The organism is Paracoccus sp. S1E-3 (assembly GCF_013868135.1).
GTDB lineage: Bacteria > Pseudomonadota > Alphaproteobacteria > Rhodobacterales > Rhodobacteraceae > Paracoccus.
In genome coordinates this window covers 990,091-1,002,780 of record NZ_JACEMU010000004.1, presented here as the reverse complement: position 1 = coordinate 1,002,780, position 12,690 = coordinate 990,091, and the positions used below count along the sequence as shown (strand labels likewise).

The 12,690-nt window shown below is 65.2% G+C and carries 13 protein-coding genes; 6 read left to right on the top strand and 7 right to left on the bottom strand.

What is annotated here, in order from left to right; all coding sequences use genetic code 11:
• Nucleotides 1–8 precede the first annotated feature (8 nt).
• Complete coding sequence (locus tag H1S04_RS04960) at nucleotides 9–1,043, bottom strand: rod shape-determining protein (RefSeq protein WP_181744421.1); 1,035 nt, start codon at nucleotides 1,041–1,043, stop codon at nucleotides 9–11.
• 278 nt (nucleotides 1,044–1,321) lie between these two features.
• Here H1S04_RS04960 and H1S04_RS04955 point away from each other — a divergent pair, with 278 nt between their 5' ends.
• On the top strand, nucleotides 1,322–2,164 hold the full coding sequence (locus H1S04_RS04955; protein ID WP_298946225.1) for a glycosyltransferase: 843 nt from the start codon (nucleotides 1,322–1,324) through the stop codon (nucleotides 2,162–2,164).
• Nucleotides 2,165–2,320: 156 nt separating this feature from the next.
• Here the strand turns inward: H1S04_RS04955 and H1S04_RS04950 are convergent, their stop codons facing one another.
• The 5 genes from H1S04_RS04950 to folK all read right to left on the bottom strand — a co-directional run bounded on the left by H1S04_RS04950 (nucleotide 2,321) and on the right by folK (nucleotide 7,952).
• Entirely contained in the window at nucleotides 2,321–3,883 is a 1,563-nt protein-coding gene (locus H1S04_RS04950; protein ID WP_181744419.1) for a 2-isopropylmalate synthase, read from the bottom strand.
• A 221-nt stretch (nucleotides 3,884–4,104) separates the two neighbouring features.
• Nucleotides 4,105–4,761 carry a DUF2062 domain-containing protein gene (locus tag H1S04_RS04945; protein WP_181744418.1) on the bottom strand — a complete coding sequence of 219 codons (657 nt, stop codon included), beginning with the start codon at nucleotides 4,759–4,761 and terminating at the stop codon, nucleotides 4,105–4,107.
• Between the two features lie 49 nt (nucleotides 4,762–4,810).
• On the bottom strand, nucleotides 4,811–6,937 hold the full coding sequence (locus H1S04_RS04940; RefSeq protein ID WP_181744417.1) for a bifunctional (p)ppGpp synthetase/guanosine-3',5'-bis(diphosphate) 3'-pyrophosphohydrolase: 2,127 nt from the start codon (nucleotides 6,935–6,937) through the stop codon (nucleotides 4,811–4,813).
• A 19-nt stretch (nucleotides 6,938–6,956) separates the two neighbouring features.
• Nucleotides 6,957–7,313, bottom strand: a complete 357-nt coding sequence (gene rpoZ / locus H1S04_RS04935) for a DNA-directed RNA polymerase subunit omega (protein WP_181744416.1) — start codon at nucleotides 7,311–7,313, stop codon at nucleotides 6,957–6,959.
• A 3-nt stretch (nucleotides 7,314–7,316) separates the two neighbouring features.
• The gene (gene folK / locus H1S04_RS04930) at nucleotides 7,317–7,952 is read right to left on the bottom strand and encodes a 2-amino-4-hydroxy-6-hydroxymethyldihydropteridine diphosphokinase (RefSeq protein WP_181744415.1); all 636 of its coding nucleotides are present in this window, start codon (nucleotides 7,950–7,952) and stop codon (nucleotides 7,317–7,319) included.
• 76 nt (nucleotides 7,953–8,028) lie between these two features.
• On the opposite strand from folK, the gene H1S04_RS04925 reads away from it, so the two are divergent.
• Nucleotides 8,029–8,604, top strand: coding sequence for an NYN domain-containing protein (locus H1S04_RS04925; RefSeq protein ID WP_181744414.1), 576 nt, complete (start codon nucleotides 8,029–8,031; stop codon nucleotides 8,602–8,604).
• Between the two features lie 102 nt (nucleotides 8,605–8,706).
• Here the strand turns inward: H1S04_RS04925 and H1S04_RS04920 are convergent, their stop codons facing one another.
• A complete protein-coding gene (locus tag H1S04_RS04920) occupies nucleotides 8,707–9,888 on the bottom strand; it encodes a PQQ-dependent sugar dehydrogenase (RefSeq protein ID WP_181744413.1) in 1,182 nt (393 codons plus the stop codon).
• A gap of 95 nt (nucleotides 9,889–9,983) precedes the next feature.
• On the opposite strand from H1S04_RS04920, the gene ispH reads away from it, so the two are divergent.
• Genes ispH through H1S04_RS04900 form a run of 4 tightly spaced genes read left to right on the top strand, consistent with a single transcriptional unit; the run spans nucleotide 9,984 to nucleotide 12,685 of the window.
• Nucleotides 9,984–10,940 (top strand): 4-hydroxy-3-methylbut-2-enyl diphosphate reductase, encoded by a 957-nt coding sequence (gene ispH / locus H1S04_RS04915; RefSeq protein ID WP_181744412.1) that lies wholly within the window; start codon nucleotides 9,984–9,986, stop codon nucleotides 10,938–10,940.
• Between the two features lie 54 nt (nucleotides 10,941–10,994).
• A complete protein-coding gene (locus H1S04_RS04910; RefSeq protein ID WP_181744411.1) occupies nucleotides 10,995–11,603 on the top strand; it encodes a glutathione S-transferase family protein in 609 nt (202 codons plus the stop codon).
• 27 nt (nucleotides 11,604–11,630) lie between these two features.
• Nucleotides 11,631–12,233: a LysE family translocator gene (locus H1S04_RS04905; RefSeq protein ID WP_181744410.1), complete on the top strand. Its 603-nt coding sequence runs from the start codon at nucleotides 11,631–11,633 to the stop codon at nucleotides 12,231–12,233.
• The gene (locus H1S04_RS04900) at nucleotides 12,230–12,685 is read left to right on the top strand and encodes a hypothetical protein (protein WP_181744409.1); all 456 of its coding nucleotides are present in this window, start codon (nucleotides 12,230–12,232) and stop codon (nucleotides 12,683–12,685) included. Before H1S04_RS04905 ends, H1S04_RS04900 begins: the two co-directional genes overlap by 4 nt.
• Nucleotides 12,686–12,690: the final 5 nt, after the last annotated feature.

Below are 12,690 nucleotides of genomic sequence, written 5' to 3'. Positions count from 1 at the left end.
ATCCCGGCTTAACTGTCGTAATCGATGACGTGGCGCAGCTGCTTTTCGAACTCCAGCGCCTTGCCGGTGCCAAGCGCCACGCAGCTCATCGGCTGGTCGGCAATGGAGATCGACAGGCCGGTCTGTTCACGCAGCGCCAGATCCAGCTCGCCCAGCATCGCGCCGCCGCCGGTCAGCATCACGCCACGATCCACGATATCGGCCGCCAGATCCGGCGGCGTGGCTTCCAGCGCCACCATCACCGCCTCGCAGATCTGCTGGACGGGTTCGGCAAGCGCCTCGGCCACCATGGCCTGAGTGATTTCCAGCTCGCGCGGGATGCCGTTCAGCAGGTCGCGGCCGCGCACGGGCAGGGTGGCGCCGCGCCCGTCATCGGGCATGCGCGCGGTGCCGATTGAGGTTTTCACCCGCTCGGCCGTCTGATCGCCGATCAGCAGGTTATGGTTGCGGCGCAGATAGTTGATGATCGCCTCGTCCATGCGGTCGCCGCCGATGCGGACCGAACGCGCATAGACCACATCGCCCAGCGACAGGACCGCGACCTCGGTGGTTCCGCCGCCGATATCGACCACCATGCTGCCGGTTGGTTCCGTGATCGGCATGCCGGCGCCGATGGCCGCCGCGATGGGTTCGGCGATCAGCCCGGCGCGGCGGGCCCCCGCCGACAGCACCGACTGGCGGATGGCGCGCTTTTCCACTGGCGTCGCCCCATGGGGCACGCAGACGATGACCTTGGGTTTCGAGAAGCTGGTGCGCTTGAACACTTTCTTGATGAAGTGCTTGATCATTTCCTCGGCGCTGTCGAAATCTGCGATGACGCCTTCGCGCATCGGGCGGATCGCCTCGATCGAGCCGGGGGTGCGGCCCAGCATCAGCTTGGCATCCTCGCCCACCGCCAGGACCTGCTTCTTGCCGTCCTTCACATGATAGGCCACGACCGAGGGCTCATTCAGGATGATCCCCTTGCCCTTCACATAGACGAGCGTGTTCGCCGTCCCGAGGTCGATTGCAATATCCGTCGAAAACAGCCCGAAGAACGCCATCCTGCCTTACCCTTCGATACCGGACTTCCGCCGGCTTTGCCCAAATCCTGCCCCGCCGCCCGAGTCGCCCCGGACCGCAGGCTGTCGCCTCATATAGAGGCTGGCGCGGCCTACTGAAACCCCTGTCATTCGCAGCGTGGCGCGGATTCGCTGGCGAGAATGGCCAGCGATCGTCATCACAGGGTCAACCGGGCTGCACAGATGCCGGTCGCAGCCACGTGGCGCGCTTGACCCTCTGTCGCGGGCTGCGTAGCGTGGCGGCTAACGGGGTGTAGGTAGTGGTATTTTCCTTGGGTGAGGCAATTGTCGGCATTTGCCGGTTCTCGTTTCTCGGCTGGGACGATTGGGTCGGCGGGCGGGAACCTTGGCAGCATACACCCGCGCGGCGCGAGAAGCAGCGCCTGGCGCTATACGCCTCCGAACGGCTGGAGCGGCGCTTTCTGGCCTTTGAACAACTGCTGCTGCCATCCATCCGTGCGCAGACCGATCCTGACTTCTCGCTGTGGATGCTGACCTCTGACTCGCTGCCGCAACCCTGGATGCAGCGCCTGCACGATCTCTGCGCAGGGATTTCGCAGATCAGCATCATCGTCTCATCTGCCGAGGATGTCGGCGCGGCGTTGATGCGACCGTTGCGCAAGGCGGCCCGGGCGAATGGCGGTCCTGTCCTGCAATTCAGGATCGACGATGACGATGCGCTCAGCCGCCATTTCATCGCCCGGCTGCGGCGCGAGGCGCGGCGGCTTGCCGAACTGCCCCGCTTCGCGATCAGCTTCCCGCGCGGCCTGCTCATCCGCCGCTACGGGGCTGAGGAGGTCAGCTATTGGCGCGCGCATCTTCCCTTCATCGGCGCTGGCGCGGCGGTGCGGCTGACCGATCCCGGTCAAAGCATCTTCGCCTTCAGGCACCGCCTGATTCCGCAGGAGATTCACGCGATGACCAGCGTCGAGGGGCAGAATTTCGTCATCCTGCGCTGGAATGCTGGCGATACTGCGGCCGAGCAGCAGAAAAACTGGCCCCGGAACGCGGTCGAAATCCCGCCCGGTGAATTCCTGCGCCTTGCCGAGGACGATTTCTCATTCCTGCTGCATCAGGATCTGGGCTGCATATTCGATCCCTGATCGGGCCGGGAACAGGGGTGGTGTGCCGGAATTCAACGGCCTGCCCATGGTCGAATTCCCCTTCCTTCACGCGGCTGATCCGGACTTTGCCGAAACGAAAGGGGCGGCCCAGAGAACCGCCCCACTGCTTGGCACCGATCCTTCCGGTCCGGGCGCTTAATGCGAATACATGCTGACCTGCTTGGCGTCCGCGTCGGGGCCGACCTGTCCCCGGCGCACCCGCAACCTGTTCAGCGCGCCGACATAGGCCTTGACGCTGGCGAGGATCGTGTCGGTGTCCGAGGCCTGCCCGGTGGCGATGCGACCCTCCTCCTCCATTCGGACCGAGACGGTGGCCTGCGCGTCGGTGCCCTCGGTCACGGCATGAACCTGATAGAGCTGCAGCCGCGCGTCATGCGGATAGATCTGCCGGACCGCGTTGAAGACCGCATCCACCGGCCCGTCGCCGGTGGTCGAGGCGGTCTGGTCCTGGCCGTCCACCACCAGCGTCAGATCGGCCGACTGCCCATCGCTGCCGCAGATCACGCGCAGATGCTTGACCTGAAGGTAATCATCGCCGGTATTGGCGGCGCTGTCGGCCATGAGCGCGACGATATCGTCGTCATAGACCTCTTTCTTGCGGTCGGCCAAGGCCTTGAAGCGGACGAACAGGTCCTTCAACTGATTGTCCCCGACCTCAAATCCCAGATCGGCCAGCTTCGAACGCAACGCCGCACGGCCCGAATGCTTGCCCAGCACGATATTGTTCTCGTTCAGCCCGATATCGGCGGGGCGCATGATCTCGAAGGTCTCGACGTTTTTCAGCACGCCGTCCTGATGGATGCCGCTTTCATGCAGGAAGGCGTTCTTGCCGACGATGGCCTTGTTGAATTGCACCGGAAAGCCCGAGACCTGCGCCACCCGGCGCGAGATGCCCATGATCTTCGTGGTGTCGATGCCGGTATCATAGGGCATGATGTCATGGCGCACGCGCATGGCCATGACCACTTCCTCGAGCGCGGTATTGCCGGCGCGCTCGCCCAGACCGTTGATGGTGCATTCGATCTGGCGCGCACCGGCCTCGACGGCGGCGAGGCTGTTCGCCGTCGCCATACCCAGATCGTTATGGCAATGGGTGGCGAAAATGATCTGGTCCGCGCCCGGCACCCGTTCCAGCAGCATGCGGATCAGGTCGGCCGATTCGCGTGGCGCGGTATAGCCGACGGTATCGGGGATATTGATGGTGGTCGCACCCGCCCTGATGGCGATTTCCACCACCCGGCACAGGTAGTCATGTTCCGTCCGGGTCGCGTCCATCGGCGACCATTGCACATTGTCGCAGAGATTGCGGGCATGCGTCACCGTCTGGTGGATGCGGTCGGCCATCTGGTCCATGTCCAGATTGGGAATGGCCCGGTGCAGGGGCGAGGTGCCGATGAAGGTGTGGATACGCGGGCGGCTGGCGTGCCTGATCGCCTCCCAGCAGCGGTCGATATCGGGCAGTTGCGCGCGGGCGAGGCCGCAGATCACGCTGTTCTTCGTCTGGCGGGCGATTTCGGAGACGGCGTTGAAATCACCTTCGGAGGCCATCGGAAAGCCGGCTTCGATGATGTCGACGCCCATCTCGTCCAGCATGGCGGCGATTTCCAGCTTCTCGGCATGAGACATGGTGGCGCCGGGCGATTGCTCGCCGTCGCGCAGCGTGGTGTCGAAAATATAGACGCGGTTCTTGTCGCTCATGGTGGTGCTTCTTCTGCTTTGGGTCGATTTGTGCTGTGGGGCCGGGCGCGTGACCTGACTGAGCGGCGGCCCGGCGGGACCCGCTCAGCGCAGCGTAAGAAGCAGCAGACCGCGGAGGCTCACGGCGAAACGCGCGCCGATCTGCGCGTCGCGGGTCGTGGCTATGGGTCGAGTCCGGGTCATGTGCGGAACTATACAAGCGGCCGGGATGAAGAAAAGCCCTAATTCTCGTCCGCGGGCGGCTTTGCCGATTGGGCAGCCGCCCCGGCGCTGCGGATCTTTTCGATCCGCTGGGCCAGCTTGCGGGCGCGGCGGCGGTGATAGGCGCGGATCACCGGCACGGTCATGTAATGCGAAGCGACGCCCGCCAAGGTGCCGAGGATCACCCCGCCGACCAGATAGGGCAGATAGATATCGTGGAAGAACGAATAGAGCCGGTCCCAATGCGCCTCGCCCGGCCCGAACAGCGCGCCGATATTGTTCCAGAGCTGCGCGGTCGCGTCGGCGAAATCATTGAAGATCAGCTTGGCCGAAAGCTTCCCCTCGATCCCGAGGATCAGCCGTCCCAGCCAGGTCGCCGCATAGGCGATGAAGGGGAAGGTGATCGGGTTGCCGACGAACGTGGCCAGAAGCGCCGCCAGAATGTTGCCGCCGATCAGCCATGCGATGGCGGCGGCGATCAGGAAGTGAAAGCCGTGCAGCGGTGTGAACGAGATGAACACGCCCGCCGCCACCCCGCGTCCGATCTTGTGTGGCTGGTCGGGCAGGCGGCGGACCCGGTGCAGCACATATTGCGAGGCCCGCAGCCAGCCGCCACGGGGATAGACCATCTCGGTCGCGATCTGGGAATAGCTGCGGGGCTTTCGGCGCTTGAACATCGGGGCGGGGTCAGGTCACGACTGGTTGGGGTTGGGCGTCAACGCGCCGTCAGGGGGCAAGTTCCGGGCGCAGCAGGCGGCTGACCTGCGCCACATCCGATTCCGCCTCGAGAGCCGTCAGCAGGGCGTGCAGCTGGTCGACGCCATGCAGCTCGACCTCGATCTGCAGGCGATAGAAGTCGGGCTTGCGGTCGGCAAAGACCAGATCCGAGATATTGGCCCCCTGACTGCCGATCAGCGTGCAGATCCGGCCCAGCACGCCCGCATCGTGGCGGATGGTCACCGAGAGCGTGACCGCATAGGCCGCCGGGTGGCGGCCTTCGCGCCAATGCAGGTCGACCCAGCGGGTCAGATCTTCCTCGCTGTCCAGCTGCGCCAGCGCCGGGCAGTCTATGGAGTGGATGATGATGCCGCGCCCGCGATAGGTGATGCCGACGATGCGCTCGCCCGGCAGCGGCTGGCAGCATTCGGCGCGGCATAACGTCTGATCGGCTTCCAGCCCTGCAACCGGGCGCTTCGGATCGATGGTTTCCTTGCTGGTTTCCAGCTCGGGGTAGAGCGTCGTCAGCACGTCCTGCGCCGACATTTCGGCGCAGCCGATCCGGGCCAGCAATTCGTCCGCATCGGGCAGCGCCAGTTTCGAGGCGGCGGTGCGCAGCGCCTTGTCGGTGACGCGGCGGCCGTGATGTTCAAAGCTGATGCGCACCAGTTCGGCGCCGAGACGGATCAGCCGGGCGCGATCCTCCTCGCGCAGGGACCGCCGGATCGCGGCCTTGGCGCGGCCCGTCTGGACGATTTCCAGCCACGCCGCCTGCGGGCGCTGACCGGCGGCGGTGATGATCTCCACCAGTTGGCCGTTCTTCAGCCGTGTCCACAGCGGCACGCGGATGCCGTCGACCTTGGCGCCCACGGTGCTGTTGCCGATCCGGGTATGGATGGCATAGGCGAAATCGATCGGCGTGGCGCCCTTCGGCAACTGGATCACGTCGCCCTTCGGAGTGAAGATGAAGACCTGATCCGAATACATCTCGAGCTTGACGTGTTCGAGGAATTCGTCGTGATCCTCGCCCCCCAGCCGTTCGTTCAGTTGGGTGATCCATTCCGCCGGGTCGACCGCGAAAGGGTTGGTCGAGCGCACGCCGTCCCGATAGGACCAATGCGCGGCGACGCCGGCCTCGGCCACCTCGTGCATCTGTCGCGTGCGGATCTGCACCTCGACGCGCTTGCCGTCGCGGCCGGTCACGGTGGTGTGGATGGAGCGGTAGCCGTTGGCCTTGGGCTGGCTGATGTAATCCTTGAACCGCCCCGGCACGGCGCGCCAGCGGCGGTGGATCAGGCCAAGCGCGCGATAACATTCGCTTTCGGTGCCGACGATGACGCGGAAGCCGTAAATGTCGGACAGCCGCGAGAAGGTCAGCTGCTTTTCCTGCATCTTGCGCCAGACGCTGAACGGGCGCTTGGCGCGGCCATAGACATTGGCCTCGATCCCCTCGCGGTCGAGCTCGGCCCGGATATCGGCGGTGATCTGGGCAATCACATCTCCCGATTCCTTCTGCAGCGTCAGAAAGCGGCGGATGATGGAGTTGCGGGCCTCGGGATTGATGACCTTGAAGGCCAGATCCTCCAGCTCCTCGCGCATCCATTGCATCCCCATGCGCCCGGCCAGCGGCGCATAGATATCCATGGTTTCGCGGGCCTTCTTGACCTGCTTTTCGGGCTTCATCGCCCGGATCGTGCGCATGTTGTGCAGCCGGTCCGCCAGCTTCACCAGGATGACGCGAAGATCGCGCGTCATCGCCATGAAAAGCTTACGGAAATTCTCGGCCTGCTTGGAATGGCTGCCGGTCAGCTGAAGATTGGTCAGCTTGGTGACGCCATCGACCAGATCGGCGATCTCGCGGCCGAATTTCTCGGCCACATCGGACCAGCTGGCGCGGGTATCCTCGATCGTGTCATGCAGAAGGGCTGTCACGATGGTCGCATCGTCCAGCCGCATCTCGGTCAGGATGGCGGCGACGGCGACGGGATGGGTGAAATAGGGCTCGCCCGAGTGGCGGAACTGCCCCTCATGCATCCGCTGGCCGTATTCATAGGCCGAGCGGATCAGCTTTTCGTCGGTGCGCGGGTTGTAGTTGCGGATCAGCGCAAGAAGGTCTTCGACGTCGAATTTTTCCAATCGAAGACCTCGTTTCGCCTTAGTTCCGTTCGTTTGCTTCCAGCATCATGCGCAGCATGCGTTCTTCCGATTCCTCATCGGCGGGCTTGGGCCGGTCGACCTCGGCACCCAGCAGCAGGGCCATGGCATCTTCCTCCGGCTCGTCGACCTCGATCTGGGTCTGGCTGGATTCGATCATCCGTTCGCGCAGATCGTCGACCTGCTGGGTTTCCTCGGCGATTTCGCGCAGGGCGACGACGGGGTTCTTGTCGTTGTCGCGATCGACGCTCAGCGGGCTGCCGGTAGCAATCTCGCGGGCGCGATGTGCTGCGAGCATCACAAGGTCGAAGCGGTTCGGAACTTTGTCAACGCAATCTTCGACGGTCACGCGAGCCATGAATCACCCTTCGGTTCGAATCAGATCAGAGGCGGAACCGGTTATCTGTCGACTGGAGGGCGGTTTGTCAAGGCGAACCTTCACCGATTGCCGGTCGGCGGCGGGCAGCGCCGCCAGCATCTGCGCCACCGTCAAGCCCAGCCGGGGGTGACGCCAGCCCGGCGCGATGTCGGCAAGCGGCACCAGCACGAAGGCGCGGTCCTGCAGGCGGGGATGGGGCAGGATCAGTTCGGCCGGGGCCTCGATGCGCTGGCGTTCGGGGGGCAGGGCGCGCCAGAGATCCTGGCCGGCGGCGTCGGGCGCGACCTGATCTTCCAGCGCCAGCAGGTCCAGATCGATCCCCCGCGCCGCCCATCGCGCGCCGTTTCGGCGGCGACCCAGATCGGCCTCGATCCGGTGCAGAAGGGCCAGCAGATCGGGCCCAGGCAGGCGGCTCTGCAGCAGGGCGCAGGCATTGATATAGTCGGGGCCGCTGCCAGCCGGGAAGGCGGGCGTGGCATAGAAGCGCGAGACTGCCCGCAAGGACAGTTCCGGCTGCCGGCCAAGTGCCGCCAGCGCATGTTGCAGGGTTTCGAAAGGCGAACCTGCCGAAGAAGACAAGTTTGACCCAAGGGCAATGACGGCTATTTTGGCATCCATTCTGGTTTCGGCATTCGTTTCCAGCAGTTGCAATTAACATTTGGCGCGTCGGAGGAGGCGTGTCGAGGGAGATTACGTGTTCTACAAGGACGATCGACTGGCGTTATTCATTGATGGCGCCAACCTGTATGCGGCGGCAAAATCGCTTGGCTTCGACATCGACTACAAGCTGTTGCGTCAGGAATTCGAGCGGCGCGGCAAGCTGCTTCGAGCTTACTACTATACCGCGTTGCTGGAAAACGAGGAATATTCGCCGATCCGGCCGCTGGTCGACTGGTTGCAGTATAACGGCTTCGCGCTGGTGACCAAACCGGCCAAGGAATATACCGACGCCATGGGCCGGCGGAAGATCAAGGGCAACATGGATATCGAACTGGCGGTGGACGCGATGGAACTCGCGCCGCGGATGGATCACGCGGTGCTGTTTTCCGGCGATGGCGATTTCCGTCCGCTGGTCGAGGCGCTGCAGCGCCAGGGTGTCCGGGTCTCGGTCGTGTCCACCACGCGCAGCCAGCCGCCGATGATCGCGGATGAATTGCGCCGTCAGGCCGACAATTTCATCGAACTGGACGCCCTGCGCGACATCATCGGCCGGCCGCCGCGCGAAATGACCGTGCCGCCGCGTGCCCCCCAGGCACCTGCCGAGACCTGAGCCCCGGCAGAACCCGTTCCGCCTGATCTGCGGCGTCACGCCCGAATGGTGCTGCGAAGGTGACAACGCGCCAGAAAGGCGCGATCATAGTGCCGTTTCCCCTCAGCTATTCGGGGTCAGGCGATACAGACCGCCCCGGTCCTCGTCGGTGACCACCCAGATCGCCCCGTCCTCGGCGACCTGCACGTCGCGGATGCGCCCGATCTCGGGATCGAACCTTTCCTCGCCCACGACCTTGTCGCCGTCCAGCTTCAGCCGCACCAATCCGGGCGGGCTCATGGCCCCGATCAGCAGATCGCCCTGCCAGTCCGCGAACAGTGGCCCGTCATAGAAATCCGCCCCCGAGGGCGCGATCACCGGGTCCCAGTAATAGAGCGGCTGCTCCATCCCTTCGCGCGTGGTGATGCCTTCGTTCACCGGGGTGCCGTCGTAATTCAGCCCGTAGGAAATGACCGGCCAGCCGTAATTCTTGCCGATTTCCGGGCGGTTCACTTCGTCCCCGCCCATCGGGCCATGCTCGATCGTCCACAGCCGCCCGTCGCCGTCCAACGCCGCCGCCTGCACATTGCGCAGGCCGCTGGCATAGATCTCGGGCTGCACATCCTTCAAGCCCACGAAGGGGTTGTCGGCCGGCACCTGACCGTTCGCGTCGATGCGGATCAGCTTGCCAAGATGGTTCGCAAGATCCTGCGCTGTGTCGCGGATCGGCACGTCCGAACGCTCGCCAAGGGTGATGAACAGCGTGCCATCGGCATTCGGCACCACGCGGCTGCCGAAATGCTTGTCGCCATCATAGGTCGGCTGCTGGCGGAACAGCACCGCCACATCCTCGACCGAGGCGCCGTCATCGGCCAGTCTCATCCGCGCCACAGCGGTGCCGTTGCCGCCCTCGCGCGGTTCGGCATAGCTGAGATAGATGATACGCGAGGTCGCGAAATCGGGCGCGAGCGCCACGTCCAGCAGGCCGCCCTGACCCTTGGCTGAAACCTCGGGGATGCCCGTCACATCGGTCACGGCGCCGTCCTTGTACAGCTTCAGCCTGCCAGGGCGCTCGGTGATCAGCGCCGATCCGTCCGGCAACAGCTCGACCGCCCAGGGGTGATCCAGCCCCTCTACCAGCGGCTCGGCCTTCAGGGTGATCCCGCTTTGCATGGCGGGGGCGCGTGTCTGTTCGGGAAAGGCGGATTGGTATTGTGTATTCGGCTCGCCCTGCGGCCAAGGTTCGGCGCCGGCGGTCGTGGCGGCGAGCAGGGCGGTTGCGGCGGTGCTGAGAAGGCGTTTCATCTGGCATCTCCATTTCCGGGGTTCAGGGTCACAACGCCGCGCAGGGGGTGGCGGGTCCACTGGATTTTCCGCCGCATCCGGGTTAACTCCTCGGCATGGAACACGCCAAACCCCCGCTCATGCTCTATCTCGCCGCCCCGCGCGGCTTCTGCGCCGGGGTGGACCGGGCGATCAAGATCGTTGAAATGGCGCTGCAGAAATGGGGCGCGCCGGTCTATGTCCGCCACGAGATCGTGCACAACAAATTCGTCGTCGACGGGCTGCGCGACAAGGGTGCGGTCTTTGTCGAGGAACTGGACGAATGCCCCGATGACCGCCCGGTGATCTTTTCCGCCCATGGCGTGCCCAAGGCGGTCCCGGCCGAGGCGCGGCGGCGCGAAATGATCTTCGTCGATGCGACCTGTCCCTTGGTCAGCAAGGTCCATGTCGAGGCCGAGCGCCACCATGCCGAGGGCCTGCAGATGGTGATGATCGGTCATGCCGGGCACCCCGAGGTGCTGGGCACCATGGGCCAGTTGCCCGAGGGCGAGGTGCTGCTGGTCGAAACCGTCGAGGATGTGGCAGGCATCACCCCGCGCGATCCGGCGCGGCTGGCCTTCATCACCCAGACCACGCTGTCGGTGGATGACACCGCCGCCATCGTTGCGGCCCTGCAGGCGCGGTTCCCGGCCATCGTCGGGCCGGCCAAGGAAGACATCTGTTACGCCACCACCAACCGGCAGGCGGCGGTCAAGGCGGTGGCGCCCAAGATCGACGCGCTGCTGGTGATCGGGGCGCCGAACAGTTCCAACTCGCGCCGTCTGGTCGAGGTCGGCAAGGCCGCCGGCTGCGATTACAGCCAGCTGGTCATGCGCGCGGCCGAGATCGACTGGCGGGCGATGGCGGGCATCCGTGCCGTTGGTGTCACCGCCGGGGCCAGTGCGCCGGAAGTGCTCATCAACGAGGTCATCGACGCCTTTCGCGACCGCTTCGACGTGACCGTCGAGATCGTCGAGACGGCGCAGGAAAATGTCGAATTCAAGGTGCCCCGCGTCTTGCGCGAACCAGCCTGATCGGGCCTTATCCCCGCATCCCGCCGATCCGGCGCAACTCTTGGGGAAATCACGATGAAACTCTATTCGATGCCGTCCTCCGGCAATTCCTACAAGGTCCGGCTGCTGCTGGCGCTGCTGGGGCGCCGGGCCGAGATCGTCGATGTCGAGGACAGCTCGCCCGAACTTTCCCGCGCCAAGGTCGAGGGCCGTCTGCCCTTCGGCAAGGCTCCGGTGCTGGAACTGGACGACGGCCGCCTGCTGCCCGAATCGAACGCCATCCTGTGCTGGCTGGGCGAGGGCACCGCCTTCACCCCCGCCGATCCGTTCCAACGCGCCGAGATGCTGGCCTGGATGTTCTGGGAACAGAACCAGCATGAGGGCGTCGTCGCCGTGCGCGGCGCGCTGCAATTCTATCCAGCGCGCCGCCACCTCGCCACGCCGGAACGCATGGCGGACCTGCTGGATCGCGGCCACGCGCTTCTGCAGGTGATGGAGGATCGGCTGTCGGCCCATGACTGGCTGGTGGGCGGGGGCGTCAGCCTCGCCGATATCTGTCTCTACGGCTATACCCATTCGGCCGGGACCAAGGGCGGGTTTGACATGAGCCGCTTTCCGGGCATCAATGCGTGGATCGCGCGCATTGCCGCGCTGCCGGGCTATCGGCTCCTGAACGGCGCCTGATCCGGCCTGAACGGGGGGACCGAAGGGATGAACTGGGATTACCTGCTGACGGCTTTCATTGTCTGTCTCGCGCCGGGGATCGGCGTGGTCTATACGCTGTCGACCACGCTTGGCGGCGGGTTCCGGGCCGGGTTCTGGGCGGCGGTCGGCTGCACCATCGCCACCATCCTGCACATGGTCGTCGCCATGGCCGGCCTCGCGGCGGTGCTGCATACCAGTGCCGTGCTGTTCCAGATCATCAAATTCGCCGGCGTCGCCTATCTGCTGTGGATGGCCTGGGCGGTGCTGAAGGATCACGGCGGCCTGTCGGTCCGTCCGGCCGCCCCGGCCACGCCCGCCGAACTGGTGCGGCGCGGCATCCTTCTGAATATCCTCAACCCGAAACTGCCTTTGTTCTTCGTGGCTTTCATCCCGCAATTCATGCCGAAGGACGCGGGCACGGGCACCCTGCTGCAACTGGGCGCCGGCTTCACCGCCATGACCTTCGCGGTCTTTCTGGGCTATGCCGCGCTTGCCGCGACCGGGCGCCAGCGGCTGCTGTCCAGCGAAACCGCGATGAACTGGATGCGCCGCGCCTTCGCGGCCAGCTTCGCGCTTCTCGGCCTGAAACTCGCGGCCGAGCGGGCGTGAAGCCCGTCGCCCCCGACCGCCGCCCGCCGCTGGCGGCTTGGGGGCTGGCCGCGCTGGCATTGTCGCCGCTGGTGGTCTTCTGGGCCGGGTATCGTCAGGGCTGGGTCGGTTCGGCCGCAGAGGAGGCGCTGCTGTGGGGGCTGGTGCTGCTTGGCCTGTCCAGCGGGCTGATCGCCGCGCCGGCGGTGCTGCGCAGGCATTGGCCGCTGGCCTATGCGGCGGTCGGGGTGCCGGTTATGGGCGTCGCCGCGCTGTGGCTGGTTCAGGCCGGGGCGGGGCTTTGGATCGGATCCGCCGAACTGATGCGGGCAGAGATCCTTGGCCTGGTGGCGATTCTCGTGCCGGATCTCTGGGCGGCGCGCGTCGGGCTGGTGCCCGAATGGTGGCCGCGGCTGAAATTGGGCTTCACCATTCTTGCGGTGGCGCTTTTGCTTGCCCCCGGCTTCGGCTAGAAGCC

What these genes read in the sequence shown, in the direction of transcription:
- H1S04_RS04960 (WP_181744421.1), bottom strand. Translation starts at nt 1,043, where the DNA reads ATGGCGTTCTTCGGGCTGTTTTCGACGGATATTGCAATCGACCTCGGG.
- folK (WP_181744415.1), bottom strand. Translation starts at nt 7,952, where the DNA reads ATGGATGCCAAAATAGCCGTCATTGCCCTTGGGTCAAACTTGTCTTCT.
- ispH (WP_181744412.1), top strand. Translation starts at nt 9,984, where the DNA reads ATGGAACACGCCAAACCCCCGCTCATGCTCTATCTCGCCGCCCCGCGC.
- H1S04_RS04910 (WP_181744411.1), top strand. Translation starts at nt 10,995, where the DNA reads ATGAAACTCTATTCGATGCCGTCCTCCGGCAATTCCTACAAGGTCCGG.
- H1S04_RS04905 (WP_181744410.1), top strand. Translation starts at nt 11,631, where the DNA reads ATGAACTGGGATTACCTGCTGACGGCTTTCATTGTCTGTCTCGCGCCG.
- rpoZ (WP_181744416.1), bottom strand. Translation starts at nt 7,313, where the DNA reads ATGGCTCGCGTGACCGTCGAAGATTGCGTTGACAAAGTTCCGAACCGC.
- H1S04_RS04950 (WP_181744419.1), bottom strand. Translation starts at nt 3,883, where the DNA reads ATGAGCGACAAGAACCGCGTCTATATTTTCGACACCACGCTGCGCGAC.
- H1S04_RS04920 (WP_181744413.1), bottom strand. Translation starts at nt 9,888, where the DNA reads ATGAAACGCCTTCTCAGCACCGCCGCAACCGCCCTGCTCGCCGCCACG.
- H1S04_RS04945 (WP_181744418.1), bottom strand. Translation starts at nt 4,761, where the DNA reads ATGTTCAAGCGCCGAAAGCCCCGCAGCTATTCCCAGATCGCGACCGAG.